The following is a 3,292-nucleotide window of genomic DNA, read 5'->3' on the forward strand; positions in this document are numbered from 1 at the left end:
CTTCCTGGCCTGGCAGTCGTGCAAGCTGACACCGCCACCCGCGAAGTAATATTTTCTGCATGAAGGCGAAGCTCACTCTTGGCATTTTGCTCTTCGCTGCGGGTGGCCTTGCTGTTGAGCCCCATCTGCCGCCGGGCACGAAGGCGCTGCCTTCGGCGGCAGTGAATGGACGCGGACCGCTGGCGCTGGTGAATCTGAATCATCACGTACTCGGGCATGCGCGGGTGTTTGGCGGCAAGGAGGACGATTTGTTTGTGGCGGGCTTTGGCGGGCCGCAGGCAGTGCATTTGTTCCGATGGGTGGACTCGGCGGAAACGGGCGCGCCGGTTTTTGCGCAGCCGGTGGAGGTGAAATGCGCCTTCAAGGACAAGGGCAGCGTGTTTCAGCGGAAGGATGGCAGCATCGCCGGCCTGTGGATCGACAAGGATGAACTGGTGACCACGGAGTTTGATCGTGAGAAGCTGGAGTTTCGTGAAACGAAGCGTGAGAAACTGCCGAAGGCGGTGAAGTCGCCGAGCAGTCTTGGGGTGCTGGTGAATGTAGACGGCAGTTATGATCTGGCGTTTGAGATGTCGAATGGTGGCAAGGGAGCGGAGGGAAGTCCGAACACGGAGGAGTGGCGGCCGTTTAACTCCTCCGGCATCGCGGTGGGGGAGATGCGCTATCGCTACCTCATGGGAGTCAGCGCCCAAGTCGAAGCGAAGCAGATCACGAAGACGCGGAACGAGGTTTATTTTTCCATGCATGGCATCACGAGCGTGAACCTTGGTGCCGGTCATGAACGCGATCTGGTGACGGGATCGCGACAGGGGAATCTCGTGTACTATCACAACAAGGCAGGGAGCGGCTTTGATCTTGAAGCGAAGCGTCTGATTGCGGGCGAGGATGGCAATGCGCTGCGGCACCCGAGCATCAATCCCAGCGTGTGTGCTTATGGTGGCGGCTTGATCGCGTGCGGTGAAGGATCGCTCTACTTTTATCGATTCACTGGGAAGTTCACGAAAGCGGGCGCGCCTGTTTGCAAGGAGCCGGTCTCCGTGCTGCAGGACAACGCGGACCTTTACGCGGGGACGCTGCCAACACCCACGACGGTGGATTGGGATGGCGATGGGGTTCTGGACATTCTGGCGGGGAATTCGGAGGGCTTTGTGCTGTTCTTCAAAAACATCGGCAGCAGTGATGAGCCGAAGTTTCTACCTGCGACACGAGTGCGGGCGGGCGGGCGTGAGATTCAGGTGCAGGCGGGTTATGCGGGCAGCTTGCAGGGTTTGCAGGAAGCGCGCTGGGGGTATCTCTCGCCGAATGTGATCGACTGGAATGGGGATGGACTTCCGGATCTCATCACGGGTGACATCACGGGCAATTACCTGATCTATTTCAATCGCGGGACCAAGACAGAGGCGAAGCTTGAGCCCGCGCATCCGATCTACTGCGATGGCGTTGATCTGCATGGCATGTGGCGCTGCCGGCCCGCGCTGGCGCAGATCGGTGAGCGGGTGGCGCTGGCCATCGTGGATGGTGATGACCATTTCCATCTCTACTGGCGGATCGATGACTACAATGTGGAGGACGGCGGCAAGCTCCTGCTGGATGATGGCAAACCCATTGGCGCTAGCGGCGGTGTAGGAGGCATGAGCGGGCGCTGCAAGCTGGACTTCTTTGACTGGAATCAGGATGGGAAGCTGGATTTCGTCATTGGCACCGGACGGGTTTGTTCGATTCCAGATCGCACGACGGGCTACCCGATGGCGGCGCTGGGGCAAAATCCGGTGGTGGGCGGATTGATCGGCCGGCTGGTGGATTCTGCGCTGCCGACCAAGCTGAAGAAATCTCTGGGCACTCCACTGGTGATGCTGAACATGGGCACGAATGCGAAGATGAAATTTGCGCGCCCTCTTACTTTTCAGGATGAGGACGGCAACGTTGTGCAGCCCGGCGGTGCGCATGAAACGGGTGCCGTGGGAACGATACTCGGCGGCAACGGACCGAATCTGCTGATCTGCAATGAGGCCGGGCGCATGTTTTTGGTGCCCAGCAAAAAACTACAAACCAAGCCATGAGACTTCTGTACTTTTTGATCGTTCTTTTCGCAACGGCTTTGCATGCGCAGGAGGTGGTGATCGTGGGTGGAACACCGGGAGGCATCGCCACGGCGGTGACAGCGGCGCGGCTGGGTCATCGGGTGACCTTGGTGGAGTATCACCAACGGATCGGCGGCATGAGCGCCAGCGGACTCGGGGCGAGCGACATTGAGAACCGGGCGATGATTCAGGGATTTTTTCGTGAGTTCGTGGATCGTGTGAAGGCGCACTATGTCGGTGTTTACGGTGAAAAATCCGAGGCGGTGAAACTGTGCAAGGATGGCTACTGGTATGAGCCGTCGGTGGCAGAGAAGGTGTTTGAGAGTATCGTCGCGGAGCAGCCGAAGATCACGGTGCTGAAACATCACCAACTCCTAAACGCCGAGGTGAAAAATGGGCGGGTTGTGGCGGTGACGATCCTGAACCGCTCCACAAAGGCGGAGCAGAAGCTGAGTGCGAAGGTGTTTGTGGATGCGACCTATGAAGGGGATTTGATTGCGGCGGCGGGTGCGGAATTTCGACTGGGGCGTGAAGGGCGGGACGACTTTGGTGAACCGCATGCGGGGCATATTTATAATATTCCCGGAGGTGAACGCATCGGCGGAACAGGTGCGGGAGACAAGCGGATGCAGGCCTTCACCTTTCGGATTCCGCTTTCGTCGAATCCGGCGAACCAGGTGCCGCTGACATCGCCAGCGGCGGGTTATGATCGAACGCGTTATCTGGGTTATTTCGATGACCTCAAGGGCGGCAGATTTGGGAAGAACCTGACCACCATTGCTTTCACGGTGCGCAAGCTGCCGAATGACAAGGTGGAGCTGAACATGAAACCGCTGCCGCTGGGTTTTGTCTTTGCGGAGGAAAACGCGGGATACATCGAAGCCGGATGGGCGGAGCGTGAACGCATCACCGCGAAGATTCGCGATCTTTCGCTGGGGCTGCTGTGGTTTCTCCAGCATGACAGTGAGGTGCCGGAGAATGCGCATGAGACGGCGCTCAAGTATCAGCCATGCCGCGATGAGTTTCCTGAATATGATCACTTTCCTTTTCAGCTCTACGTCAGAGAAGGACGCCGGCTCGTGGGTGAGTTCACTCTGAGTGAGAGGAACATCACCGAACAGCCAGGGCTAACTTCTGAGCGAAATCATCCTGATGCCATCGCGGTGGGGGAGTTTCCCATCGACAGCTTTCCGATGCAGAAGCGGCAGCCG

General features: G+C 58.3%; 2 protein-coding genes. Both read left to right on the top strand.

Translation table 11 applies throughout. The annotated features are described in order from the left end of the window. Positions 1-59: 59 nt before the first annotated feature. Positions 60-2,060, top strand: a complete 2,001-nt coding sequence (locus ACIREA_RS29185) for an FG-GAP repeat domain-containing protein (RefSeq protein ID WP_397385843.1) — start codon at positions 60-62, stop codon at positions 2,058-2,060. Beyond that, positions 2,057-3,292 (top strand): FAD-dependent oxidoreductase (locus tag ACIREA_RS29190; RefSeq protein WP_397385844.1); only part of this gene is annotated, 1,236 nt, incomplete at its 3' end. The genes ACIREA_RS29185 and ACIREA_RS29190, both read left to right, overlap by 4 nt.

Source organism: Prosthecobacter sp. (assembly GCF_044373815.1).
Lineage (GTDB): Bacteria > Verrucomicrobiota > Verrucomicrobiia > Verrucomicrobiales > Verrucomicrobiaceae > Prosthecobacter.

Coding starts and splice junctions, on each gene's coding strand:
- ACIREA_RS29185 (WP_397385843.1), top strand. CDS start 60: ATGAAGGCGAAGCTCACTCTTGGCATTTTGCTCTTCGCTGCGGGTGGC.